Here is a 25,091-nt window from a genome sequence, read left to right as displayed (position 1 = left end):
GATACTAAGCACAGAGTGTTTTCGAAGAAGGTCTTATGACTACAAAAAAAAACCGAATTTTTATTCTTTCTCTGATCGGGCTTGCTTTCCTTTTCGTGACCGCAGTCATATCTGTTTTCGTGATCGATGAAATAAAAGGAGGCGCGGTAGGAGACGGTCAAAACAAATTCGACCTGATCATTGATGCAGGAGAACCTTCTTCCGCCGTTGTCAAAGAGCTCTCCCAATCGGGGATGATCAAATCTTCCGTCTATTTTAATTATCTAATCAAATTTACCCGCGCTGGAAACAAAATCAAACAAGGCGTTTACGAAATCAACGACGGGATGAGTTCCCGAAAGATATTGGATGTAATCATTTCGGGGAAGGTAAAACTCATTACCTTTACAGTTCCAGAAGGATATAACAACCGTCAGATTGGAGATTTGCTTGTTTCCAAAAAACTGACAAAGTCCAGAGAAGAATTTCTGACAGCAGCATCTAACCAGGCTTTGTTGGACAAGCACAAAATCCCCGCAAAAACCACGGAAGGATATTTGTTTCCCGAAACATATTCCGTTCCTATCAATTTTCCGCCTGATCGGATTGCGGATATGATGATCAAAAGGTTTTTTAAAAAATTGGAAACCATTCCTGAAGCAAAAGGAATCAACTCCGCCGCATTGCATGCGAAGGTGGTTCTCGCTTCCATTGTGGAAAGGGAAGCTGTTCGTAAAGAAGAAAGACCGATGATGGCCGGAGTGTTTCTCACTCGCATTGATAAAAATATCAATCTGGAATCCTGCGCTACTATCCAGTATCTGTTTGATAAACCGAAAAAAAGACTTTTTGATTCCGATTTGAAAATCATTTCTCCGTATAACACCTACATTAACGGAGGTTGGCCTCCCGGTCCTATTTCCAACCCGGGACTTCCTGCGTTGATTGCCGCATTCAAGCCGGAAAAATCCGACAAATTGTTTTTCCTTTTGAAACCGGACGGGTCTCATTATTTTTCCGCCACTTTCAAAGAACATTTGGAAGCCAAAAAGAAATACATAGACGCGTTTTATCAATAATGAACGAAGATATCATCGGTCTCAATGTGGTTATCGGATCCGTATCACAAGAGTTAATTGATGTTCAGAAATCCCTCGACCGTTACCGCGAAAAACAAGCTCGTAAGGAAGCCGTCGACGACGAAGCCGCCGTATTCGTTCAAAAAGCCGAACTCGTGATTGAAAAGGCGGAGCGGGGCGACCTGGTTCTCACAGAAGATCAAAAAAGAAGAATCAAAAGCAATTTAATAAAGATTTTAAACAAAATCAACTAACCTCAGAATCATTTAATAAAGGTTTGGCGTCCTCCCTGCGGGATCGGGCTGCTGCGGGCTCGCGGATTTCCGCTCGGTCGCTTTCCGCGACCAAGCCCTTCACATCCCTGGCCGGAATCCAACGAAAAGTAAGATATAATCTATATTAGCTGGCACCATGCGGCAAAAAGGCGAATATATTTGAAGAAAATTTCTGATCGGGAAGGTTTTGCTTGCGGTAGCGGTGAAGATGTGTTAGAGGGAACGTATTGGGTGGCTTTGTGGTTTCACCCCACCCAGGAGATCAGCTTTGCTGATGATCCTTCGGATATTTCTCGCTTCAATTGGCGCGAGGGAGGGGCGGCGAGATCCGTCCTAAACCAAGAACCCGTCCCCCACTTTTTTCCGAAAATGATGCAAATAACTTTAAACCAAGCCTATTCATCTGGTAACCGTTAGTTGGTTATAAAATATACCTCTCTCAAAACTGAAATACATTCATATTCAATTTTTCAAAGATTTTAAAAAGTCCTGTCAAATGTTGCTATTTGCGATCCTAGAGATTGACTTGCTGCAGCTAAAACAGCATCTCCATAATCTTTTACATGCTTTGGCTAAAGTTGAAAAATCAATTCCGGGTAATAAGCAGATTCATAATTCACGCCTGGGTTTTCCAAAAGATCTTTAATAATTTGATTGATGTCTTTTTGAACGTTCTTCCCATGCTTTTTTGATATCGGATTTAATATCGATCGAACCGGTGTTCAGATACCCTTTGTATTTTAAGAAAGGTTTTTTGGCAGATTCGATATGAATCCCTGATTTCTTTCGGAATCGTAATCTGGTATTTTGAAGTAATTTTAGACCTTAATTTTATTCCCTTATAATAATATAAAACATATGAAGAAGTAAGTTCGAAAATTCACCATTGATAATTATTTTCTTCCAAATCTAAGATAAATTTTTCTCGCGGAGGCGAAGGCAGGATGCCGAAGCTCGCCCGTTGTGACAGGACGTCATACAGGCAGGAGCGTGGAACATTTATCTTTTTACGAAACCTTCACCTGCCTGTCATGTTTTTGTAACAGAAAAGATGCATATTGGAATCCGAGCTAGGGGGAAATACGTTCGTTTTCCCATACGGGAATACCCGCTGGCTTGCAAATTCGATTTATTCGAAAGAGGATTAACATGAATCAATTATTAAAAAAAGGAGTAGTGTTGGCAACCATCAGCTTGTTTGCTTTCGCTGCGACCAATTGTAAACCGAAAGAAAAAGATGACAACCTAGGGTTGTTGCTTGCTGCTTTATACTTAAGCCAAGGATACGAGGCGACCGTTACTTTGACTGCAACTCTTGCCGACGCAAGCAGTATTGCAACCAGAGATGGTAAAGTAACGATCACGAATGGAACAACAAACACATTGACAGACGGACAAGGAACCGTTTCCGACTTTACTGCTTGCCAAACTGCTACAGCGTTAAGTGTAGGAAGCCCGGGAACCGGACTAGACGGAGAATTTGTTCTTAACTTCAAAGTGAACCAATCCACCGGAAACTATACGTTGACTGCTGTGGGATCCACTGGAGCTAACAACGCAACTACGGGTGCTTGTGATTTGATCGCCGCATTAGATGCTTCTACCTATACAGAAGCAATCGGAACCGCATCAATGGATGTAAACATCAATGCTGCGGACCTTACGAACACAAACCAAGTGGCAATCACTGCAAATGGTTTCAAAATCACTGTAAAATCAGTAACTGTAGTGATCAAAGGTCAATACAACTTGGTTTCCCCTACGGTTGGAGAAAATATTTGTGATGGTAAGAATGTATCCGGATCACCTGAAGTGCTCAGTGGAGACATTACTACTACGAAAACTATTTCCAATTCTGCGATTTTAAGCGGAACTGTTACTGTTAAGAACGGTGGAAAATTAGTTGTTTCTCCTGGTGCTACGATCTTTGGTAACCGCGGATCTTCTCTCTTTATCCAAGACAATGGAACTTTGGATGCACAAGGTACAGCTGCTAGTCCAATCTGTTTCACTTCTTCACAAAATCCGGGATCCAGATATCCGAGCGACTGGGGTGGTATTGTGATCATTGGAAACGGAATTCCTACAAGAACTTCCAACACGGAAGGTACAACCCCTCAATCTTATCCAAGAACTCTCAGCTCAACTGCTACTTTGAAGTACGTGATTGTTGAGTTCGCTGGAAATGAGGTAGCTCCTGGGGATGAATTGAATGGTATCTCTTCCTATGCAGTGACAAATAGCTCAAATTACAGTTATGTGCAAATTCACCGTGGATTGGATGATTCATTTGAGTGGTGGGGCGGAACTGTTACTGGAGACCACTTATTATCAACGGGTGGATTGGATGATGACTTTGATATGGATGAAGGATTTACTGGAACACTCAATACTTTAATTGGTGTTAAATACCCAAGTGCTTGCGGTGGTTCTGCTTCTACGGACCCACATGGTATGGAAATGGACGGATCTCATAGCCTTGGAGTTGCTCCGGTTCTAGCAGGATCAACTTACACCAACCCAGGTGTGTCTAACTTTACTCTGATCGGATCGGAAGTTTCCGGTGGATGGGGACAAAGATATAGAGAAGGCATGGTCGGAACTTTTTCGAACGGATTGGTTTACGGTTTTGCTGCTGGTAATTTCCTTTGCAATACCAACGCAGGTGGTGGCGCTGCCACAAATCCTACTGGTAGTAATCTTTTGGGCCAAAGTGGAAAAACTAATACTGTCGGCCCATGTGCGAGCTTAGGCCCTGTAAGTACTCTTACTGCAACTCCGATCACTTCCCTTGGAAACATTGCTGGAACAGATTGTGGATTCTCTGCAACTAAACCTGATTTTACAACTATTTCCGGACTTGCCGCCACAGGTGGTGGTGCTTCCGGTAACAAATGGTGGGACTCTTGGACGGTTTACCGCGCAAGATAATCTTCCAATCAATTTGATGGAACTTAAAAGACCCTGGCTTTTCGCTAGGGTCTTTTTATTTTAAACTTATGAAAAAAATCTTACTTATTACGACCTTATCACTTTTAGCCTTCCAATGCGAATCCAAACAGGATTGGCGTGCAGAATTGGAAAAAGCAAACAAACAAGAAGAACTTCGAATGGCTGAGTCAAGGGCAAAGATCCAGGCAAATATAAAAGGTTCCTATAAAATAGAAAATGGCTTTTCCTCTAAAGAAGAGGCGCTGATCGCTTTTTTAAAAGAAGTACAAGCTGGCTCAAAATCAAATTATAAATCTATTTTTACTCCTCTCGAACAAGAGACGGTTGTATTTCCCAATACACTGGGATCCGGAACTTCTTTAGATAGTACTCCCTTGGAAGATTACAAAAAATTGATCCAAAGTCGACAAGACCAGGGAATTGAACGTTTACGAGAGGTTTTAAAAGGAAATCGACTCTCAATCAAAGATGTGATTTGGGAAACTCCCAGAACTTATAAAAAGATCGTTGGTCACAAACCCGGTTCCTTGGAGGTTTTGGTAAATGGAAAACCGATGAACATAGATCAGATTAAGATGATCTTTGAAGTGAATGGAAAGTTCAAAGTTGGTGTTGTCGCTCCCTGAACTTTTATTACATTTTCATTACAATAAATTAAACGAACTGTAATGTTTCTCTCCTCCTTTACATTTACTCGAAACACATTCACTAAATCTTTGTAACAAATAAAAAACAAGATAGTCTATATGAAAAATGTTATTCTCTCAATCATCATAATTCTTCTTTTTCCTATTACTTTGTTCGCACAAGGCGCAGGTAATTTGAGGGGAACCATCATTGATTCCGAAAATGGGGAAGCGGTATTCGGAGCGACCATTGTAGTTCGTTCTGAAAAGAAATTTGCGAAAACCGACTTTGACGGAAAATACGATCTTTCCCTGCCACCCGGAAGTTACGAGGTGGAATACCAAATGTACGGTTATGCTCCTCAAAAACGAACCATCAATATAATTGCAGGCAAGACTCAGTCCATGAATGTCACTTTCGGAGCACAAACTCTCGAAACCGTAGAAGTCAAAGACAGAGCGATTAACAATACGGAAGCTTCCATGCTTGCGTTACAAAGAAAATCAGCCACGGTATCGGACGGGATTTCGCAGGAAGCGATCAAAAAATCTCCCGACTCTTCCGCAGGAGATGTGGTTCGTCGTGTAACTGGTATTACACTGATAGGCGGAAAGTATGTATTTGTTCGTGGATTGGGAGAACGTTACTCCAATACTCTATTGAACGATTCCATTATTCCTTCCACAGAGCCGGACAAAAGAGTGGTTCCTCTGGATATTTTTCCTGCAGGTCTCATCAAAAATATCCGGGTCATCAAAACATTCCAACCGGAAGACATCGGAGAATTTTCCGGTGGTTTGGTGAAAATCGAAACTCAAGAGTATCCTGATCAGTTTCAAATGAGTCTTTCGTTAGGTGTAGGAAGAAATATGAACACCACAGGAAAGGAATTCAAAACTTTCAACGGTGGAGATTTTCTTGGTCGGGCAAATCCTGATATGCAGATGCCTAAAATCATCAGCGGTTTGCCGAATGAAGTAGTTTATGAACCTGGAAACCGTTTTGGTGGTTTGCCTGCCACGTTAACAAACATTACTCCTGTTTTTTTCAACGGTCAATGGACTCCTAAAACCGAAACGGGATCTTATGATAAAAACTTTAGTTTTTCCATAGGTAATACTTTTAAAATAACCGAGTCAGGACAAAGACTGGGGGTTTTAGTCGGTATCACAAGAAGTGAAGAGTATCGCTTCAGAGAAGAAAAATCAAGAAGATACAATCCTTCCAACCCTGTCAATTCCCAAGTGAAAGAAACGACTCAGTTGAATAAAGTCCAAGAACAAGATGCGGATATTTACAATAAGGAAACTAACTTCGGTTCCAACGTAAACTTAGCTTATGAATTTACAAAAGGTCAATCAATCCATTTCAAAAACCTCTATACCATCAACTCGGATACGAATGTAAGACAGTCCAGTGGTGTGAACTACATTGACAACTTCCAATTCTTAGCAGATACAAATACATTCACTTCCCGTTCTCTCTTGAATAGTACGTTTGGTGGAGACCATGCGATCCAATTGGGAACTATGGCAAGACCTCATAAATTGGATTGGAACTTATCTTTTTCCGAAGCAACCAGGGATGAACCGAACTTAACCCAACAAGTTTGGAGAAGATCGGATCCTCCTTCGTCTCCTACACAAGCTTATTTGCGATTGGGAAATAACCCGGACGGATCCAGATTTTTCTCCGTGTCCAAAGACCAAGTCAAACAAATCAATGTGAAATATGAAATTCCTTTCGAGCAGTGGAACGGTTTAAAATCTTCATTGAAAGTCGGTGGTCTTGCGATGGATCGTTATAAAGACTTCCGCTTCAGAGAGTTTGGTGTTAAATACAATTCCGCGATAGGAAACAACATCGCTGACTATTGGCCGGCTCCGGGTGAACTTACTTATAATGCTTCCGAGTTTCTTGTTACAAGAGACAATCCTTCCGGTAAAAAAACTTTCTCCGAAAGACAAATTGAACCTAACGCATACGATGCGATGCAGAAATTACAAGCGTCTTTTGCACAGTTTGACTTGCCTTTGATGCCTAAATTGAGATTCGTCGGAGGGGTTCGTTTTGAAGACAGCTACCAAAAGGTAAAAACCTTCCGATTGAGAGACAGCTCTTCTATTGCCAATTTGGATTATGGCTGCGGTGATACGAATAATGAAGATGTAAGAGTCGCTCTCGTAAATAGCAATATATGCAGACAAGACAATAATGGTGTAGGTGAGATCCGAACTAAGGACAGACTGCCATCTGCCAACTTCGTTTATGAGGTTCACAAAGATATGAACCTTCGTTTGGGTTATACGCAAACCATCACTCGTCCCGATCTGAGAGAATTGTCTCCTTTCGGATTCACTCCTTACTTCGGTGCCGATCGTATTTTCGGTAATCCTAACTTAAATAGAACTTATATTCACAACTATGACCTTCGTTGGGAATACTATCTGACTCAACTTGATTATATTGGAGTCGGAGTTTTCTACAAACAGATGTCAGATCCGATTGAGATGATCGGTCGTCCAGTGGCAGGTTCCATTTCCGCTCAGTTCACTTACACAAATGCGCAACAAGCATATATCCGAGGAATCGAGTTTGATTATAGAAAGGAATTTTTGGATCGTTTCCGATTTGAAACCAACTTCTTTTTTATCAAATCCAGAGTCGATGTTTTGCCTTGGAGCACTTACGCACTTGCAAAGATGGGTCTTTTGGATTCGAACAACCGTGCCTTCACATATGACCCTACAAACTTATCCCGTGCACTCCAAGGTCAATCCGACTTCGTTTATAATCTAAAATTCGATTGGTTTATCACTCAAAAGAAAAACCAAACCATCGGAGTTTATTATAACTATTTTGGAAATCGTATCTACGCAGTGGGTGCCAACGGAACCCCGGATGCGATTGAAAGGGGTGTCGGTCTAACGGATATTGTTTATTCTTACAAACATGACGAACGTTTGGATCTGAAAGCAGCGGCAAAAAATATCATGGACACTCGATTCAAAGTTTATCAAAGATCCGAACTAACGGGCCAGGATGAACTCTTTCTTTCTTATAGAATGGGTGTAACATTCACCGTTGCGGCAACGTATAAGTTTAACTAAACAACAATTTTATCCAAGAGGAATGATTTCCTCTTGGGATACTTTTTTCTCATTCCTTTAGATCGTATTCCTTCTGTTATCCCTCATTTTCCCTGATCGGTATTTACTATAATCGGCAAACCGTCTTTCCCATTCGGGACAAAGATCAATTTATTATTAGGGTTGTCCAAAGCTTTCCATTGAATGTATTTGGGTGTCAAAGATTCTCCGATTGCTTTCTGTGCTTTGGCCTGTGCTTCTGCTTCAATCAAAATGGCTTTTGCTTTTCCTTCCGCAGCGATGGCTTGGATCTCCGCATCTCTTTTCGCAATATTGATTTCAAACTTCATCTGTTCCTGTTCTTGCTGTTTGGTGAGTTTTGTTTCAATCGCTTTCAGGATGGAAGGACTGTATTCCACGTCGTCAATAATGACATCATCTATATCGACATGTTTATCCTTTAGTTTTTCCTGTAAGGATTTTTTGATTTGAATGGAAACATTCGGCGTTTCTTTGGAAATGGAAACCATGTTATATGCCGATAAAATATTTCTGATAGCGGTTCTGAATTGGGGTTTTACCACCTTATCATAGTAATCCGTTCCGATTTCCATTTGCAATTCATAAAGTTCTAGTTCTTTGGCGCGGATGATCAATTCTGCGGTAACGTTAATCGTTAGGTCATCTCTTGTTAAAACTTCCACTTTTTCCTGATAGGATCTCCATTGGATGGAGTAAATATAAACACTGTTCCAGGGAAGATAAAACTGAACTCTGGATTCTAGCGGTTTTTTGCCAAGGCCTGTAGCGTAAGGCCTCCACATCAATCCCACTTCTCCGGGATCTATAATTGTAATGCAACTCGTCTGAATTAGGATCAGAGACAGAGCTACTAGTTTAAAAAATTGTCGACACAACATATATTTTTACCTATCCTAAAGGAATGAGACTTTCTTTTATTTTGGACAGCCTAATTTCTATTTCACGCCTTTTATTATTCTCTTTTTTGCTCTTAGGACAACAAAATTGTTTGGAAGATGAAAATGTGAAGCGTCCGGGTCCAAGCCTAGAGGCTCGTTTTTTTCATGCAGTTCATGACAGCAACGAAGAGCGGATAGAAGCTTGTTTGAAAGAAGGAATTAACATAGATAAAAAAGATTCTTTGGGAAATTCCGCGATCATACTTGCTGCGGACAAAGAAGACAAGTCACTCGTTCAATTTTTAATTGGAAAAGGGGCAAATGTAAATTTAAGAAATATTGCCGGAGAGACTGCGGTTTTTCGTTCCGTTTTCCGGGGAAATATGGAAATTCTAAAGCTCTTGGTTTCTGCTGGAGCGGAACATAAAATCAAAAATGCAGAAGGATTGAGTGCGATGGATTTGGCGGAAGATAGAGGTGAAGAAAAGATTCTACTTTACTTGAAAAAGCTTTAATTGCAAAAATTGATCATTCTAGCAAGAAATTTCTTTCAGGAATGATCATGAAAAAATTCTCCCTACTTCTCCTTATTTTAACTTTACCCATTAGTTCTTTGTTAGCTGATCCTATCACTGATTCTTACCAACTGGAAGCCAAAAGAGATTACGCCAAGGCTTTGGATCTTTTGGAAAATCTTAGCAAAGAAAATCCCGGAGATTATTTTTTACAACTTAGAACCGGTTGGGTTGCCCTTTTGAAAGGTGATTATACAAAATCCAGTTCCTATTATCAAAAAGCTACTTTGATCGAACCGAATGCAATTGAACCCAGATTGGGTAGCATTCGTGCCAATCTTGCACTCGGCCAACACAAACAGGTTGAGGTAATATGCAAAACGGTTCTCAAGCAGGATAGTAAGAACTATTTTGCCCGCAGTACACTTGCTTATTCCTATTATGTGATGGCAAATTTCAAAGAAGCGGAAAAGTATTATGAATCCATTGTAGATGATTATCCTGCCGATACCGAGATGCTGATCGGTCTTGGTTGGTCCCACCTAAAACAGGGAAAAAAAGCAAAAGCCAAAGAAGTATTTGCTTTTCTTACAAAAATCATTCCGAACGAGGAGAGAGTGAGTTCCGGCGCATACTATGCGAACAATTAAAATCTTCGTTTTATTCCTATTTATAGCAGGCTGCAGCGAGAAGAATTTAGATTCAAACAGAATTCGACTGGGAGTTCCTCCTCAGTCGGGATTTTCTCCCGTTTTTATCGCTTCGGAAAAAGGATTTTTCAAAAAACAGGGATTAAACGTTGATTTGGTGATCAGCGACAATGCAGCGAATCTCTATTTGGAAAAAAAAGTAGATGCTATCTGTTCCGGTTTAACGGAATCCATTTTGTTTTTTTCGGAAGGTCATCCCACACAAATCATCTATCGTTTCAGCTATTCCCTTTCGAATGATTTGATCGTATCATCGCCAAAAATCAAAACGATCGCGGAGCTTAGTGGCAAAACAATTGGATTCAGCGGAGTCAATACTTCCTCTCATATCTTCGTTATGCAGTTGTTAAATAAGAATGGAATCAAGGAAGGGGAATATTTGTCTTCGAATCTTCCTTTTTCCAAAGTCTGGGAAGAGTTGCAGAAAGGCAATATCCAGGCAGGCCATATTCGGGGAATGGATGTTGCTGAAATCGGGAAACAAGGATTTAACATCATCGGTAGATCTGCGGACGTGCCCGATTTACTTTCCGATACTTTAAGCGTCGATAGCAAATACTTAAAGAATCATTCTGCCTCCATCCAAAAGCTCGTTTTTGCCATTTCGGAAGCAAGAGAATTTTATTATAAGAATCGCGAAGAAAGTTTATCCATCCTTTCCAAACAAATTTCAAAATCGGACGCTGAGATTTCAGAAGAATTGAAGTCCGTTCGATTTTTAACATTAAAAGAAAATAGCCAATCTTTGTTAAACCCTGATTCGAAAGCTGTGCAAACTTTTTATCCCGGAGGAGGAGGTTCCGGTTTTCCGCAAGGTCAAACTGGTTCCATGATGAATTTCAGTTCCATGGAAAAGAGAGGAGCTCTTTTCATCGCAGGAGAATCAATCATCGAGTTCCTAAGGGAACGGGGACAATTGTACCGAATTCCCGATCTGAAAAATATTTTTGATGATCGTTTTGTTCAAGATAAAGAACCCAAATGAAACTTTCCCATAAATTATTTTTAGTATATCTGTCTTTTACTTTAGCAATCCTTCTGCCTATCGGGATCTTTATTTACTTTTCCGCAATCAGCTTGGTGGAAAAACAAATTCAATCTTCTTTGAATGAAAAAGCAAAACATATGTTAGATAAAATGGATCGTGTTTTGTTTGAACGTTATTCTGATATGCAGACAATTGTTTCCGATCCTATCTTTACTAAAAACAATTTTAATGCTCCCGAAATCACGCAAAAACTTATCTCTTATCGCAACCAACGAAAAGTATATATTTCTCTGTCTTATTACGATAAAAATTGCATTCGAAGAGCGGATACGATCGGATTTTCCATCGGAGAAAAATGTTCGGAATCCTTATGGACCAAAGAAGTTTTTTCAGACAACAAGATCAGCATTGCAAGTGATATTCATTATTCGGAAGAGCTTGGCAAGAAAGTGATTGTTTTTGCCGCCCCCGTTCTTAATGGAACTGGCACCTTGCAAGGAGCAGTTGCCGCTTATATCTCCATCGGAAGATTGCACCAAATCATCAGTAGTGATTTGGAAGAAGAAGAAAATCTATTCATCGATTTGATCGATCATGATTCCCATTTCATATACTCTAATCATGCGGCTTCTCAGGAAAAAACCAATTTCAAAAGAAAAGAAGAAAATATTTTAAGAGAAGATAAGGATACGATCTTTGCCGTTGCCGATGAAGAAGGATTTTTGGATTTTACCGGAAACAGATGGAGCCTTTTTTTGCAGTATCCGAAAGAGAAAGCATTCGAGCCGATCAGACTCATTCGCAATCAAGGTTTGCAAATCGGATTTTTGATTATAATGATTTCTTTTTTTCTGATTTATTATATTTCAAAAAAATCCATCAAACCGCTTCTTGTTTTAAAAAATGCTGCCTTTCGTTTGGGACAAGGTGATCTGCAATTGAGAGTTCCCGTATTATCCAAAGATGAAATCGGAGAATTATCCCATTCGTTTAACAGAATGGCAGACGATCTAAACCGGAGTTTGGATGAATTGGAAAAGCAAAATCTGGAATTGGAAAAACTGGACAAATTGAAAGATGAATTTCTTTCCAATACTTCCCATGAATTGAGAACTCCCTTGAATGGAATCATCGGGATTGCAGAGTCTATGATGGACGGTGCCTCGGGGGAATTGCCGATTCAAGTAAAATCAAATCTGAGAATGATCACTTCCAGCGGGAAACGATTGGCGAGTTTGGTAAATGATATCTTGGATTTTTCCAAACTGAAAAACGGAGAGCTTATTCTTCAGAAAAAAGCGATTGATTTGAAATCTTTGGTAGAGATGGCTTTATTATTAACCTCTCATCTTTCTACAAACAAACAAGTTGCGTTTTTAAATGAGATCCCTGACAATATTCCTCCTGTCTTCGGTGATGAAAACAGACTTCAGCAGATTTTATTGAATTTGATTGGAAACGCTGTAAAATTTACCAACCAGGGACACATCAGTATTTCTATCTTACCGCAAATCGAAGATCAAATGACAATTGTTATATCGGATACCGGAATTGGAATTCCTGAAGATAAATTTTCATCCATATTTCAATCTTTTGAACAGGTAGACGCATCCATTTCCAGAGAGTATGGTGGAACGGGCTTGGGTCTGAGTATCACCAAACAATTAATAGAGTTACAAGGAGGAAAGATATGGCTTTCTTCCTTTTTGGGAAAAGGAAGTCAGTTTTATTTTACCATTCCTGTTTCAAACCTACCCGTGCAGGAAGATTCCGGCCCGTCTCTTTCTCGTTTCCATGAGCTTTCTAATTCCGGGGCAAATATCAAAGAGATATCCCATATTCTTCCAAAGGAACAGATCAATATTTTGATTGTAGATGATGAGCCGGTCAATTTGCAAGTGCTGGAAAATTATCTTAGCCTGGCGCATTACGGAGTTTTAAAGGCGAACAATGGAGAAGAAGCTTTGAGAATTCTTGAAGAGGAAGAAGTAAATCTGGTTCTTTTGGATATTATGATGCCCAAGTTGTCCGGTTATGATGTTTGCAAGACGGTTCGATTGACTCATACAAGCGGTAGTCTTCCCATCATTATGCTGACTGCAAAAAATCTGGTAAACGATCTTGTTTACGGATTTGAATGCGGAGCCAACGACTATATCGCAAAACCGTTTCAAAAAGAAGAATTGCTTACGCGCATTCGAACTCATATTCAAATTTCCACCTTAAACAAGTCATACGGTAGATTTGTTCCCCATGATTATCTTCAATTTCTTTCGAAAGAGAGTATCATAGATGTGAATCTTGGGGACAATGTTGCTACGGAAATGTCGGTTATTTTTTCAGATATCCGATCCTTTGCCACATTATCGGAAGGGATGACCCCTCAGGAAAATTTCAATTTTATTAATGCTTATTTCAAGCGTATCTCTCCGAAGGTAAGGGAATACGGCGGTATCATTGTAAAGTATGTCGGAGATGCGATTATGTCCGTTTATAAAAATGAAACGGAACAAGCGGTGGATTCGGTGATCGCTCAATTGAAGGAATTGGAAATATATAACAAATCCAGGATTCAAAAAGGGTATTTACCGATTAAGACCGGTTATGGGATACATACTGGTTTTATGATGTTGGGTATGATCGGAGAATCTCATCGTATGCAGGGGGATGCATTTTCGGATCATGTAAACCTTGCTTCCCGCTTGGAGGGACTCACCAAACATTACGGTGTGAATGTGATTTTGAGTGCGGATCTGGTGGCAAAAATCCAAGATATCTCCCGTTATTCGATTCGGTATTTGGATCGGGTGCGGGTGAAAGGTAGAAGGCAAGCGATTGAAATTTATGAATTGATGGATGCCGACGAACCGATATTCCGTGATAAGAAAATGAATATGCTAAGTGACTTCAAAAAAGCGATTAACTTTTATATGGCGGGAGATATGAATTCTGCAATAAAAATTTTTGAATCTTTGAGCGGACAAATCCCTGAAGATAAGGTTTTTCAGGTTTATTTGGAACGTTCCAAGGAATTTTCCATCTTTGGAATTCCCGAGGATTGGGATGGGGTTTATGATATGAAGAGTAAATGAATTTGTATTTTTAATGCAAATTCATTTCCAGGATCGCCACAATTTCCTTTTCTATTTTATCAAAACTTTCCAAACTCTGATTGGCTTTTTCTTCGGGAGCTTTTTCATTTTTCTTCATCTCGGTGATTGCATCCACTTGCAGATCTAAAAACAATTCATTGATAGCCAAAGTTCTTTCTGCAAGTTTTTCAGCGATGGACAATGCGATCTCCGGAGAATGATGCAAAAAACCTTCCACTTTATCCAGTTTGATTTCAACCAATTTTGTATCGGTTTTTGTAATCACAGTTGCATTGGAGGGTTTGTTTCGTAAAATCGCTACGTCACCCAAATAATAACCTTCTTCGTTTTCGACTGCGATCGTTTTCCCGTTTTTAACAATATCTAAGGTTCCGCTTACTAAAATATACAAGGCAGTAGGAAAATGATTTTGAGTGAGTATTTGTGTTCCTGCTTTGCACTCGATCATGTAAGGTTTTAAAAGATCTAAATTTAAAACTACGGAAGTAGGTTGAGCTTGTTTTGTTTTTTGGTGCTCTTGGAAACGTTTTACAAGTTCAGGTCGATAAGATTTGTCTAACAAATACGAGAATGTGGAATTCAACTCGGCCAATCGGTCTGCCATCTTGCGAGCCAAAGCTATCGCCATACCGGGGCTATGCGAAAAGAGTCTGACTACATTGGCGGATTCGATTTCTATTACGACTACATCCGTTTCCGTTCTTGTAGTAGCACTTGCGGGAGTTTTAAGCAAGATACCGATTTCTCCGATATAATCGCCGCGTTTTTTGATTTCGGAAACTTTTACACTATGGCGGAATACACTGAGTCGACCGCTTAACAATATGAATAGCGAAGTGGATGTTTGGCCTTGGACGATTAGATCCAGTCCTGCTCGACATGTTCTTTGAAGGGATTGTAATTTACCCCAATCTGTTTGATCGTTCATTCTCTCTTCCTAAAAATGATTTTATACTACTGTCAAGCTTATCTAAAATATCCAAGTGAGACTCAATCTAACACTATCAGATACGGGCTTGTTATTTTGAGAGTCAAGCCAATAATCACGATAGTATTGCACTTGAGCACTCATGCCTTTGTATTTTGCTCCGATAAAGCCGTAACCGCCATTCAACATATCCATTCCGGTGTATACCCAAGCCTCTCCCATCATCGGAGTTCTCGCGCTACCGACTCTTCCTCCGATTCCCGTAAAAAAATATCTGCCTTTATAACCCAACTCCTGTTGGAAAAACCCGTATCCTTTTGATTCCTTCGTTGTTTGGTATGTGGTATACAAAGGGTTCAAAGACAGATAAACGGTTTCATAATCTTTAACAGACATTTGTTGTCCCGTAGCGGTCGAGTTTGAATAGAAACCGTCTAAAAATGGAATATAAAATGCCAAACTTGTCTGTCCTCCTTTGCTTGTAGGATGGGAAATTCCTGTTCCGGAAAATGAAATTGTATAATAATCGGTATAACTGATGCCTGCTTGAGTCGAAGTTCCTCCATCCAGATAAGAAGTATTGGATTGCAAAACATGAGTGGAGGCGAACGTATAAAAATGTTCGGACAGTCTGTAAGTAATTCCTCCGGAATATTTTTGAGTTTGGTAATCTTTTGCGCTTAATAGCTGATCCAAATAATACAGATTAAGTGGAAGTATCAGATAATCTCTAACCGTGGATTGGGGAAGCGCAGCTTTATATTGATTGTAACTAATCAGACTGAGCGGGTCAAATAAATAATTTTGAACACCTGTTGAGGAATTCAAATTCTGAGTTTGTTCCGTGGAAGCGCCGATTCGAAAATTCCAATCGTCATTGGGGCTGTATGTTATATTGATTCCTCCCTTTTGCCCGTTTCCTAAAAAATCAGAACCTCTGAATTGAAATCCAGCTGCTTCAGGAGTGATCGCAATAAATGGCGTTAAACGGGTGTTTGTAATGGAATATTGGATACCAGGATGGTTTGGCAATAATTTGTCCGCTTCTTTGAAAAGAGAAACAGACTCAACGATATTTCCCAAATAATATTCGCAGAGTCCTTTTTTCCAAACGGAATAACCGTCTTTTTCGTGTTCTTTATGCAATGAATTGTAATGATCATAAGCTTCGGAATATTCCTGCATGGTATAATATGCTTCTGCAGTTCGAAGTGTAGCATAATAGTTATTTGGCGAATCCTTTAGGATGGTTGCACCCGTTTCAATACTTTCCTTATATTTTCCCATGGCGAGAAGTGCCCATTGGATTCCGGATAAGGAATCCAAGTTCGGATGAATGCGATAGGATGTTTGATAATCGGTGAGAGCAAAGTCATAATGGCCTAACATCATATTCGCATAACCTTTGTACATCCATGCAACGGAATCGTTCGGGTTTTGTCTGACTAACGTATCTAAAACGAAAGTCGATTTTTGATATTCCGATTTCTCCATCAATTGAATCGCATCTGTGATTGACTCGGCAGATAAGGAAGGTAAAAAAACAATTTCTATCATCAGAAAAACAAAAATTATTTGTTTTTTAAAGTCCATTCTCTTCCCTCCTGATCTTTGATTCGAATTGTACCAGGTGCATTTGTGCCGGGTATCAGTTCCAATTCATATAAAGAGGCATTTGATCTTCCGGTGATTAAGGTATTCAGAATCAATTGAGAATCTTTTTCTATCAGTTTGCCCGTCCATGTATGACCGAATGTATCGCTGAAAGGATTTACCAAATCTTTGATCACTCGCGCGAGAGCAGTTGAAAAATGTTTATAAGAGATCCGATCTTCCCAATGGCTCTGATTCCGAATGAAAGGAACCCGGTATGTGGAAAGATAAAAGAAAAAAAGTCCGGTATGTTTTTTGCCGATGTAATCCAGACAAGTGAATGAATCAACCGATGTAAAAAAATACAATCGGTTGTTGTTGTCATCTTCCAGGTAACGGTTTCCCAATAAATCCAAATGAACTTTCCAATTTTCTAAAACCGTTTTTCGATGATTGTTTGTTAGTTGGACTGAGATCAATCCTCCCGGAGGAAACGTGAAAAAATTTCTAAGATTGAAATCCGTCAGAAGATTGCTGATAGTTTCACCTTCTTTGGGAATCGAATTGAATCGGATCTTTAACCCGGGAACCGTTTCTTCCTGGTAATGAGTGAAAGAGACGGGAACTGTAGGACTACCGATTTCAGGATTGTTTTGAAAATGCAAATGGATATGAGGTTCGGAACTTCTGCCTGAATTTCCGGCGAGACCTATCTTCGCACCGGCAGAAACAATATCTCCTTCTTTCACGGAAATGGAATTCTTTTGCAAATGGGAAATCTGCGAATAGAGAAAGTTTGTATGTTCTATCAGAACCAGATTTCCCCAATTGTTTTCGGTATCTACGGTGCCGGGCGGATTATCTTCAAGATGATGAATCACTTTCACCACTCTGCCTGAAGAAGGGGCAAGCACGGTCAATCCGAACGTATAATAATCATTAAGTGTAGATCCTTTTCCTTTTTTCGTATTTCCACTCTGATCTACGGCAGTAAAATCGAGACTTTCCTTCCAGGAATCCTTATGTGTAAATTTTCCGTCATAACCTTGTGTGACTTTCCACCTGCCTGTAAATGGAAGCCGAATGAGCAGTCCGCTAGATCCGAAACGTTTTCTTCTTGTTTTGTAATAATCCAAATTCTTTTCGGGGGAACCAGGGTGAAAGTCAACTAGTACGAATTTTTCATTTTTCAAAAGCCTGGAAACATAAACGAACAACAGTGTAACAGTTGTAAAAGGAAGTGCAAAAACGGGTATATTGAACTGGACTAAAAAAATTTTTGTAAAAGAAGTAACCAATACACTTACCAATGCGGCAAGTCCCCCCAATACGAATGTCGAAAGATTCGGTATCAGAAAATATCCACCCACGGCAATGGATGTTAGTATATAATTAAAGCCGATATTTCCAAGAGAAAGATCATTCGTATTTCCGCTTAAAGCGGTATGAAAGAGTAACCCGATGGCAAATCCGATTACTGATAAAAAGAAAGAAATCCTACTGGAGATAAACAGTATTACTGCGATGAAAAGCCCTGACCAAGGACTGGTTTGGAAAAATATTCCTCCTAAACTTTTCAGATAATACAATATATAAAAAGGAATTTCAGGAAAGAACTTATCATAAGGAAAAAGATAGGCCTGCTTTTCATTTAGATTTTTATAATCGTAAAATGCCAAGTATAGGATGATACTTACGATTACAAAGGGAATGGATAAAACGGGAAGTCCGTAAAAATAGGAAAGAATGTATTCCAGAGCAAGCGTGATAAAAACCAACAGTACAATCGCTGCAAACAATAATAATATCAAATTTATATCTATGGAATGATACAAACTTACGGATAGTCCTACGAGCAGTCCGTTGAATCCGTACAAACCTTTTTTGATTCTTTCCTGATAAACACCGAGTAACAATGCAGTGGCGTTTGAAAATAAAATTCCCAAAAGTCCTGTGATGGCAGCGTCCAGATTGAAGAGAGTGGAAAAAAATATAGCAAGACCCAGATAAGGGCGACCGCTGAATAAAACGGTAGAGTAAGCGCTTAAAGTGGAAGTAAAAAAAGTGCGAATCAAATTCATGAGTCTACTTCCATTGCGTTGATATCATCGGTTGTTTCCCTTCGTCGTATCTGTTTTACTTGTCCGTTGGTTTGAATGAGCACTACGGCAGGTCTCATTTCTATAAATTGCATCCATTGGGTTACGTTATATGCCCCGACAGGGTGGATGAGCAGACTTTCTCCGCGGGCCATATTGGGAAGAATACAAGTCTCTCTTACGATATCGATATTCATACATAAAGGTCCGTATAAGATCACCTCTTCAAAATCTTTCGAATACTCTTTGATAGGTGATACATTCAAATCATACCAAGTGGAAGTATAAAGCAGATTGACTCCTGCATCCAAAATCAAAGCTCTTTTTCCCGTAGGCAAGGTCTTTGTTCCTACTACTGTACTTGCCAAAAATCCCGACTCATCTACCAGAGCACGACCGGATTCCAGAAATAAGGTAGGCGGTTCTTCCGGTGAAAATGCGTCGTAAAGTGCGGAACAAATCTCTTCCGCATATTGATCGAAAGAAGGAAGTAAAGATGCACCGGATAGATAAATATTTTTCAGTTTATTTGCAGAAACAAACCCGCCTCCTAAATCTATGTACTGCATGGGTTGTCTGAGATCGTCTCTTAGTACTTTATAAAATTTAGAAATTTGAAGGGCTGCTTTTTTATATGCGGACGGTTCCAACATAAAAGTTCCGATATGAGAATGAACGCCTGTTAAATTCAACTTGCCTCCGCTTTCTGCTATTTTTGTTGCAGCCTCCATTGCATGTCCTGATTCCAAATTGAATCCGAACCGACTCCAGGTAGGATAACTTCCCGTATCCATGGAAATGCGAATGGATACATCCACTTTGCGTCCCAATTCATCTGCAATTTTCATTAGATCCTTGACTTCATCCAAATGATCCGCATGAATTCTTGCACCTTCGGAGACTGCGAGTTTCAAAGCTTCATAGGGTTTATAAGGTCCGTTGAATATGATTCTGTTTCCGGGGATTCCGTTCTTTCTCGCTTTTTCATATTCGAAAGCGGAAACCGTTTCCGCCCAAAAACCTTCTTTATGAAATACCTTGCAGATATCGTTCAGATAATTGGTCTTATACGACCAAGTGGGCTGGAACATGGGGTATCTGGATTCGAAAGCCTGTTTGTAAGCTGCGATTTTTTTTCGAATTGTAGTTTCGGAAAAAATAAACAAAGGAGAACCGTATTTGTTCAACAAATCTTCCACAGCCATTCCATCAATGGAAGAAATCGTTTCGGGAGGATGAAAGCCTGCAAATTTATTTGCCGCGCCTAAATGCTGTTTTTTGATGGAAGGGCGTAAGTAAACTTTTTTACTCATGAGAACTTTCCTTTTTTACATCAACTAACTGTCCGTAGACTGTTAATGTTTCTATTTGTTTCATAGGAATGATCTCATCCCAACTGTGCCGCACAAATACCTTGCCGATTTCATAGGAAGAAAAGGAAGGAACTGGTTCCCCCAAAGCCATCTTTACCAGAGCATCCGGTAGATTTTGTCCGGAGGCAGTAGCAAGGTATATCCAAGCGGGAAAACGGGGGTTTATTTCCAGAAGATACATTTTTCCCGTTTTGGTTTCTATAATGAATTCCAGTTCGCATCCTCCGTGCCAACCGATGAACTTTAAGATGGAGGTGGAGATCTTTTTGACTTCTTCATTTCCAATCGTAACTCCTGCCCAAGCCTTTCCTTTATCCGTCAGGAAAAGTTTTTTCATCACTACTCCGCCTATGAGTTCCCCCCGGTTTGCCAAAGCACAGACATTGCATTCTTCCCCTGATATATATTTTTGAACAATAACCGGTACTCCCCATTTCGCAGAGATGGAATAAAAATAACCGGCTGCTTCTTCGTAATTGCGGGCATAAAAAGCTTCGTAAAAAATTCCTTTCATAAACAAAGGAAACCCGATCTCTTCGGTTGCTTGCCGGAGCGAAGTGATGTCTTGGATGGTTCTTGTTTCGGGAAGTAGCACTTCCGTATTTTTTAAGGATTCGTTGAGATAGGTTTTGTCTCTGGTATGCAATTCCTTTTTTCCGGGAAGTACCATTTTGATTCCTATCTGCTTTAACTCATGTTCAATGGAGATATAATTGTCCAATTCCGAATCGAGAGTAGGTATGATGACGTCAATTTGATAATCGGAATGGATTTTTCTGATCCGATCCAAAAGAACCCCAGGTCCCGCATTGGGGTAGGGAAACAAAAAGGAATTTTCCAAAAGATCGGTCATAAAATTCCCAGGTTCCAAAGTTCCATACGCAAAACCTATGAGTCTTGGACGGAGATCGGATTCTTTCAGGGAACGAAGTACGGGAACCCCCGGGCCAGGGCTATCCACAGCATTCATCCCGCTTACGGCAATGAGAGGATGTTTCATTGATACAGGCCGAGTTCCTTTAGGTGAATCATTGTATCGGAATAGTCTCTTTCCAATTCTTCGGCGGCTACTTCATATTCGGCCAACATGGATCTGATGATTTCCTCTTTTGATTTTTCTTGAATGAGGCACCGAACAATAGTTAAAGCAGTTTCATTGAAAATAAACGTATTCCCGGTAGTGGGATCGAAAACAAATCCATTATCACTTAATGCTAGGTTTTTCAGTGAACCGATGCTCATTCCTTTTTCCTGTCGTATTGAAGGTACCAACGGTGCTAAATTGAATCAAAGTCTAAAAGATGACAGTCAATTTTTTGCGAAAACAATGTTCCTCGATGTCCATTCGGTCTGATTTTGCCGTAAAGCGGCACGAGCCAATAGGCTTGGACGAGTCGAATCGGGATTGACAAACAATTAAGAAAGCCTTAATCTTCTGATTCGGATGTCTTCCCTTATTCTTACATTGATCTTCTTTTATATTTTGGGAATCGTTCTAATTCACCGAATCGTTACCAAAGGTAAATTATGATACTCGGTCATTATGCCACTGCATTACTGCCTTACAGTAGATTCAAACAATTCCCTTTTTGGGTTTTTTTGGTAGCGGCTAATGTCCCCGAATTTCTTTGGCTGATACTTGCGTTGACCGGCGTGGAAGTAACAACTCCCTCTTCTTTATTGGATGCTACTTTTCAAGGTCTGAAAGTTCAAATGACCTACAGTCATAATTTAATTCCCGGAATTTTACAAGCATTGGTCTTTGGGGGAGTGGTTTTTGCCGTTTTTCGCAATCGGGGATTTGCGTTATGGTGTGGATTTTTAGTCGTATTGCATATATTATGCGATCTTTTGGTCGGTTTCGAACATCAGATTTTGGATTCGAATTCTCCCGTAGTTTCCTTAAACTCTTATTTGTATTTTCCGCATCTTGCGATTCTATTCGAATTTTTATTCAGCTTGGTTTGTATTTTTTACTATTTCCGGACGGAAAAAAGGTCCGGCAATCCGGTTTCCAAACAAAAAGCAATTCTACTGATTTCAGTGTTCTCTATAGGTATTTTGATGTGGTTACCTTCCGCCACCATTCCCTTAAAGGATTTACTTTCGTTTATTGTTCCTTAAGAGTTCAGTTTGTACGATTCTATGTCGCCGGTTGGGACATAATTTTATAAAATGAGAAAAAATAGAAAATAAATTTACGGTAAAGCCTCAAAAAAAACGTATACATTTATAGATAAGACCTTCGAATCAAAGTTTTCTTTCGTTCGAATTCATGTTAAAATAATCCGATTAATAAATTATTGAATCGAATCATTTCCGTTCAATCAAAGGTATACGACTTCCATGAAAACTAAATTGAGATTTTACTATTTCATTTCATATTTCCTATTCGGATTTGTTCTTCTTTTAGGGAACGGTTTACTATTTCATAATCTTCTTCCGCCCAGTGAACAGTCAATAGCTCTTCCCATGAGTTTGTCTTTCGCTTTTATGACTTTCGCATGTATGGTTTTTGCCTATTATTCGGGAGGCTCTCTTTCCAATACTTTCACTACCATTGAAAACGCGTTTCGGGAAGCAAGCAAAGGCAATTTACAAATTCACATTCCTTATAAGCCCAAAGAGTTACTTGCCGAGTTTTACGAAAATTTTCATAGAATGCTGCAAGGCCAAAGTGAGCTGATCCAACATTTGAGAAATTCCGTGACTCATCTGGCGGACGATTCCGAAAAAATGAAAAGAGTAGTGATTGAGTTTTCATCAAATCTTCAATCCCAATCTTCTGCCACCGAACAAGTGTCAGCCTCTATGGAAGAAATTTCCGGGGCCGCTACTTCTATTTCCAGTTTCTCGGGAGAAAATTCGAACAGTATGTCCAATCTGGTAGACGAAGTGGAAAAACTTTCCGAAGCTATGGACAAAACCGGTTCGAACGTGGAAGGGACTCTTGCTTCTTTCAAACAAATTACTGCAAAAGCCCAAGCGGGAAAAAGTTCCCTTCAGGAGATGAATGCGGCTATGGACAATCTGTCCAATAGTTCCAAAGAAATTACCAAGATGGTAAAGACCATCGCGGATGTGAGCGAGCAGATCAATATGCTTGCGTTAAATGCCGCCATTGAGGCGGCAAGAGCGGGAGATTCCGGAAGAGGATTTGCCGTTGTTGCGGAAGCCGTTTCGAAGCTGGCGGAACGAACTGCGAGTTCGGTAAAAGGTGTAAACGAACTGGTTAAAAAGAATCAAAACGATATGCTGCTCGGTATGGAAAGGATTGAAAAAACAACGGGGCAGATCCAGGAAATCATCGGAACTATTGATATAGTTTCCCATCAAATGGAAGAAGTTCACCAAGCTTCCAATGCTCAAAAAGAATTGAGACAAGCTGTTCTAAAAGAAGCTGATTTTGTTCGCAAACGTTCTGATGAAATCAGATATGCCGTTTCGGAACACAATGCGGCAACAAATGAAGTTGTAACTTCCGTTACATCTATTACCCAGTTGTCGATCAACAATTCGGAAAGTAGCGATTTGCTTACTGCTAACATTTCAGGTATTTCCAATACAGCCAACCAGCTGCGATCCATGGTAGAGCTTTTTAAAACTCTTAGTACAACTAGTACTGCGACTAAATCAAAGATTGGCAGTGAAAGAGACAGCTCCACTCATCACCTCGAATTCCGTTCCAATATAGGTAGTCTTTATTATGTAAAAGACAAAAATCTATTAGAAGTTGTTTGGACTCCTGATTTTACTGAAGAAGCTTATAAGGAAATTTTAATCGAAGGTCTCGAAGTCATTAAAAAATATAATATCAGCAAATGGATGGCAGACACACGAAAGATGGGAGTTGTTACCGCCGGAGCTCAAACCTGGGTGAATGAAGTGTGGTTTCCGCAAGCAATCGGTTGTTCTTTGCGTAAAATCGCAATTGTCATTCCTGACTCCGCATTAGCAGCTATGTCCATAGATGATAGCACTCTTAAGACTGGCAATGTGGAACTCAAAACATTACCTTCCGTTGAGACGGCGATGGAATGGTTGTTGAAACCCTAAAAGTTCGATGATTCTCGCTCAGCCTCGCGTAACTTCCGTGTTACGACGCATCGAGTTTCGGCCGTCCTGGTCATCCGCAGCCGACCCATAGGGAGAGAGAATGTGAACTGGACGGCAAGCGAATGCAATAGTCCGGATTCACAAACTTGCTTGAAAGTCGAATCAATGGGTGCATGTATCTTTAAGCAACTGACTTTTAAAAGTCACATCAATCCTGAGATATGCTTCTGCCACCGAAGGGGAACATTTCTCTTGCTTTTAAGTGAAGAGGGCTTTATCTATGTTTGTTTGGGCGTCTCGCATCTTTTCCAATTTCCAACTTCCTTTTGTTAACCGACCGTGCTCTTCGTTTCAATCTTCGTTTCACGAAGGATTTCCACTGCGATCACTGACGCAGGGGTTGATTTTTATATAATCAAATGAAATTTATCTTCTCTTGAATATTGTTTTTTGTAATTTATATTTTTTATAAGTCTTAAAACTCACTTCTTTTATGTTTAATTGAATTATATACAGATGCTTACCATTGATTTCCTAATTTGTTTTTCATTGCTTCTTTTTCATCTCATTTTGAGTTTACGATATAAAGAACTCATTCTGGAAAACCTGATTCTCAAAACCCAGCTTGCCGCATACAAAAGAAAACACAAAGTCTTTCCTACGACTCCCTGGGAACGATGTAAGTTGGTTATGCTTTCTTATCTAGGCCCGGATTGGAAATCTTCTCTTATACTCGTTACTCCGGATACTCTCATTTCCTGGAGAAAGAAAAAATGGAAACTTTTTTGGAATCTC

At 39.9% G+C, this 25,091-nt stretch carries 20 protein-coding genes and 1 pseudogene; 13 read left to right on the top strand and 8 right to left on the bottom strand.

Going from position 1 to position 25,091, the window contains the following annotated elements:
* Positions 1–35: 35 nt before the first annotated feature.
* The 3 genes from mltG (at position 36) to EHS11_RS20000 (ending at position 1,750) form a co-directional block, all read left to right on the top strand.
* Positions 36–1,058, top strand: a complete 1,023-nt coding sequence (mltG, locus tag EHS11_RS06755) for an endolytic transglycosylase MltG (RefSeq protein WP_135763640.1) — start codon at positions 36–38, stop codon at positions 1,056–1,058.
* Complete coding sequence (locus EHS11_RS06750; protein ID WP_135763639.1) at positions 1,058–1,312, top strand: hypothetical protein; 255 nt, start codon at positions 1,058–1,060, stop codon at positions 1,310–1,312. The genes mltG and EHS11_RS06750 overlap by 1 nt, the downstream gene beginning before the upstream one ends.
* A 180-nt stretch (positions 1,313–1,492) precedes the next feature.
* Positions 1,493–1,750 (top strand): hypothetical protein, encoded by a 258-nt coding sequence (locus EHS11_RS20000; protein ID WP_210413647.1) that lies wholly within the window; start codon positions 1,493–1,495, stop codon positions 1,748–1,750.
* A gap of 283 nt (positions 1,751–2,033) precedes the next feature.
* Here the strand turns inward: EHS11_RS20000 and EHS11_RS20100 are convergent, their stop codons facing one another.
* Positions 2,034–2,150, bottom strand: a complete 117-nt coding sequence (locus EHS11_RS20100; RefSeq protein ID WP_246047702.1) for an AbrB/MazE/SpoVT family DNA-binding domain-containing protein — start codon at positions 2,148–2,150, stop codon at positions 2,034–2,036.
* Between the two features lie 332 nt (positions 2,151–2,482).
* Between EHS11_RS20100 and EHS11_RS06735 the strand changes: the two genes are divergently transcribed.
* The 3 genes from EHS11_RS06735 (at position 2,483) to EHS11_RS06725 (ending at position 8,022) form a co-directional block, all read left to right on the top strand.
* Positions 2,483–4,264, top strand: a complete 1,782-nt coding sequence (locus EHS11_RS06735; protein ID WP_135763638.1) for a hypothetical protein — start codon at positions 2,483–2,485, stop codon at positions 4,262–4,264.
* A 68-nt stretch (positions 4,265–4,332) separates the two neighbouring features.
* Complete coding sequence (locus tag EHS11_RS06730) at positions 4,333–4,911, top strand: hypothetical protein (protein ID WP_135763637.1); 579 nt, start codon at positions 4,333–4,335, stop codon at positions 4,909–4,911.
* A 120-nt stretch (positions 4,912–5,031) separates the two neighbouring features.
* Positions 5,032–8,022 (top strand): TonB-dependent receptor domain-containing protein, encoded by a 2,991-nt coding sequence (locus tag EHS11_RS06725; RefSeq protein ID WP_135763636.1) that lies wholly within the window; start codon positions 5,032–5,034, stop codon positions 8,020–8,022.
* A gap of 83 nt (positions 8,023–8,105) precedes the next feature.
* Here the strand turns inward: EHS11_RS06725 and EHS11_RS06720 are convergent, their stop codons facing one another.
* Entirely contained in the window at positions 8,106–8,921 is an 816-nt protein-coding gene (locus EHS11_RS06720; protein ID WP_135763635.1) for a prohibitin family protein, read from the bottom strand.
* 125 nt (positions 8,922–9,046) lie between these two features.
* Here EHS11_RS06720 and EHS11_RS06715 point away from each other — a divergent pair, with 125 nt between their 5' ends.
* From EHS11_RS06715 to EHS11_RS06700, 4 genes are read left to right on the top strand one after another with little or no spacing between them, the layout of a single operon-like run.
* The gene (locus EHS11_RS06715; RefSeq protein WP_246047639.1) at positions 9,047–9,436 is read left to right on the top strand and encodes an ankyrin repeat domain-containing protein; all 390 of its coding nucleotides are present in this window, start codon (positions 9,047–9,049) and stop codon (positions 9,434–9,436) included.
* 47 nt (positions 9,437–9,483) lie between these two features.
* Positions 9,484–10,086 (top strand): tetratricopeptide repeat protein, encoded by a 603-nt coding sequence (locus tag EHS11_RS06710; protein WP_167884378.1) that lies wholly within the window; start codon positions 9,484–9,486, stop codon positions 10,084–10,086.
* On the top strand, positions 10,073–11,131 hold the full coding sequence (locus tag EHS11_RS06705) for an ABC transporter substrate-binding protein (protein WP_135763633.1): 1,059 nt from the start codon (positions 10,073–10,075) through the stop codon (positions 11,129–11,131). Before EHS11_RS06710 ends, EHS11_RS06705 begins: the two co-directional genes overlap by 14 nt.
* Entirely contained in the window at positions 11,128–14,226 is a 3,099-nt protein-coding gene (locus EHS11_RS06700; protein ID WP_135763632.1) for an ATP-binding protein, read from the top strand. The genes EHS11_RS06705 and EHS11_RS06700 overlap by 4 nt, the downstream gene beginning before the upstream one ends.
* A 10-nt stretch (positions 14,227–14,236) precedes the next feature.
* Here the strand turns inward: EHS11_RS06700 and EHS11_RS06695 are convergent, their stop codons facing one another.
* Genes EHS11_RS06695 through EHS11_RS06670 form a run of 6 tightly spaced genes read right to left on the bottom strand, consistent with a single transcriptional unit; the run spans position 14,237 to position 21,482 of the window.
* Positions 14,237–15,175 (bottom strand): Crp/Fnr family transcriptional regulator, encoded by a 939-nt coding sequence (locus tag EHS11_RS06695; protein WP_135763631.1) that lies wholly within the window; start codon positions 15,173–15,175, stop codon positions 14,237–14,239.
* A 42-nt stretch (positions 15,176–15,217) separates the two neighbouring features.
* Entirely contained in the window at positions 15,218–16,768 is a 1,551-nt protein-coding gene (locus EHS11_RS06690; protein ID WP_135763630.1) for a tetratricopeptide repeat protein, read from the bottom strand.
* Positions 16,747–18,849, bottom strand: a complete 2,103-nt coding sequence (locus tag EHS11_RS06685; protein WP_135763629.1) for an urea transporter — start codon at positions 18,847–18,849, stop codon at positions 16,747–16,749. The genes EHS11_RS06690 and EHS11_RS06685 overlap by 22 nt, the downstream gene beginning before the upstream one ends.
* Positions 18,846–20,180, bottom strand: a complete 1,335-nt coding sequence (locus tag EHS11_RS06680; RefSeq protein ID WP_135763628.1) for an alanine racemase — start codon at positions 20,178–20,180, stop codon at positions 18,846–18,848. Before EHS11_RS06680 ends, EHS11_RS06685 begins: the two co-directional genes overlap by 4 nt.
* Positions 20,173–21,240: an ATP-grasp domain-containing protein gene (locus EHS11_RS06675; RefSeq protein WP_135763627.1), complete on the bottom strand. Its 1,068-nt coding sequence runs from the start codon at positions 21,238–21,240 to the stop codon at positions 20,173–20,175. Before EHS11_RS06675 ends, EHS11_RS06680 begins: the two co-directional genes overlap by 8 nt.
* Entirely contained in the window at positions 21,237–21,482 is a 246-nt protein-coding gene (locus EHS11_RS06670) for an HPr-rel-A system PqqD family peptide chaperone (RefSeq protein WP_135763626.1), read from the bottom strand. The genes EHS11_RS06675 and EHS11_RS06670 overlap by 4 nt, the downstream gene beginning before the upstream one ends.
* Positions 21,483–21,767: 285 nt before the next feature.
* Here EHS11_RS06670 and EHS11_RS06665 point away from each other — a divergent pair, with 285 nt between their 5' ends.
* From EHS11_RS06665 to EHS11_RS19790, 3 genes and pseudogenes are all read left to right on the top strand, one after another.
* Entirely contained in the window at positions 21,768–22,364 is a 597-nt protein-coding gene (locus EHS11_RS06665) for a hypothetical protein (protein ID WP_135763625.1), read from the top strand.
* Between the two features lie 222 nt (positions 22,365–22,586).
* Positions 22,587–24,296 (top strand): methyl-accepting chemotaxis protein, encoded by a 1,710-nt coding sequence (locus EHS11_RS06660; protein ID WP_135763624.1) that lies wholly within the window; start codon positions 22,587–22,589, stop codon positions 24,294–24,296.
* Between the two features lie 501 nt (positions 24,297–24,797).
* Positions 24,798–25,091 (top strand): annotated as a pseudogene (locus tag EHS11_RS19790) (transposase); the annotation flags it as partial.

This window comes from Leptospira ilyithenensis (assembly GCF_004771005.1).
Classification (GTDB): domain Bacteria; phylum Spirochaetota; class Leptospiria; order Leptospirales; family Leptospiraceae; genus Leptospira_A; species Leptospira_A ilyithenensis.
Note: the sequence above shows the minus strand (reverse complement) of the source record. Positions and strands in the feature narration are given on the sequence as shown.